Source organism: Arthrobacter sp. 05L417 (genome assembly GCF_056397865.1).
The window spans coordinates 1-1,506 of sequence record NZ_JBFTOG010000084.1 but is presented as its reverse complement, the minus strand read 5'-3'; the positions used below and the strand labels follow the sequence as shown (position 1 = coordinate 1,506).

Annotated in this window: 1 protein-coding gene and 1 pseudogene; both read left to right on the top strand. The window is 64.6% G+C overall.

Going from position 1 to position 1,506, the window contains the following annotated elements:
* Window positions 1–135 precede the first annotated feature (135 nt).
* Complete coding sequence (locus AC1DJW_RS26375) at window positions 136–1,170, top strand: efflux RND transporter permease subunit (protein WP_476902937.1); 1,035 nt, start codon at window positions 136–138, stop codon at window positions 1,168–1,170.
* An 81-nt stretch (window positions 1,171–1,251) separates the two neighbouring features.
* Window positions 1,252–1,506: pseudogene (locus tag AC1DJW_RS26370) on the top strand (HNH endonuclease signature motif containing protein); the annotation flags it as partial.

Genomic DNA, 1,506 nt, shown 5'->3' with positions numbered 1-1,506 from the left:
CAGGCAACGGCAAGCAACACTCGACACCTGCTACGCCCGCAACCCCCACCGATACCGCAACAAACCCACCGCGCCGGGAGCACCCCCCACCGCCGGGATCAACAACAAACAAACCACCCCGCTGTCACAAACAGCTTGATAGATACCGCGCAGATTACGGTCAAGGTGGACCTAGCCGCCGCCCAGAAGTATGGGCTGAAACCCGGCGATGTCAGGCGGGCAGCCGCGACGCTCGTCGCCGGGGAAGAGGTCGGCGATGTCTTCCGGGACGGACGTGCCTATGACGTCCAGGTTTGGAGCACTCCGGAGACCCGCGCCAGCGTCACCAGCATTGAAGACTTGCCGCTCGACACCCCCAGCGGACAGCGAGTCCGGCTGGCCGACGTCGCCGCTGTCAGTGTGCAAGCGACACCCAACCTCATTGACCGCACGAACGGTTCCCGCAGAGTCGAGGTCGGCTCCTTTATCGAAAAGGACGCGGACCTCGGGACCGTTGTCCGCACGCTACAGGAACGCCTCGAAGAGATGAACCTGCCGCCGGGTTACAGCGTCCAGCTCCTCGGCGAGTACACGGAACGCCAGGCGGCCACCGAACGCCTGACGATCTTCGCCGTGGCTGCCCTTGCCCTGATCTTCCTGTTCCTGCAAGCATCGTTCCGGAGCTGGCGGCTGGCCCTACTCGCACTGCTGACGCTTCCCATAGCCCTCGTCGGCGGAGTTTTCGCCGCCTACATCACCGGAGGGGTCCTGTCCCTAGGGTCACTCGTCGGGTTCCTCACGGTGATGGGCATCGCGGCGCGTAACGGGATCCTGCTCATCAGCCACTGCCAGCATCTGGAAAGGAACGAGGATGAAGCCTTCGGCCGCGCCCTCGTGTTGCGCGGAGCTGCGGAACGGCTTTCCCCGATCCTCATGACCACCTTGGCTACCGGACTTGCCCTCGTACCCTTGGTGGTCATGGGCAATATCCCGGGCCACGAAATCGAACATCCCATGGCCGTGGTCATTCTGGGCGGACTTGTCACATCCACACTGCTCAATTTGTTCATTGTTCCTTCCCTCTACCTCCGCTTCGCAAAATCAGGGTCCCGTGATTCACGGGAGGCTCTCACGTTCCCTTTCCGGAGATTCAGGCGAATGGTTCCTTCCCGAGCGCAGGAACCTAGCTAGCCGAGTGCATCTCGCGTTCGTCTGCCTCGTGCCCGTCGGCGGCGGGACTAAATTGTCGGTGCCTCCTGCGATGCTGTGGGTATGGATGGAAGGACAGCGTGGAGTGCGGAGAGCAGCGCGGCCGTGGAGGCCGTTGCCGCGTCCGTCGCCGTGCTTGCCGCTTTCACCCGCGCCGGCGCGGAAAGCACCGATCCGCTCCGGGATCTGGCGGATGCCTGCCTGGACGGCCTCGCCGAAGTGGCCCGGCTGGAAGCCCGCACCGCCGCCCTGAAAGCGCAGCTGGCCGCGGACTACGCCCACGCGGCCAGGGCCCTCGCGCCACCGGCCGCATCACCG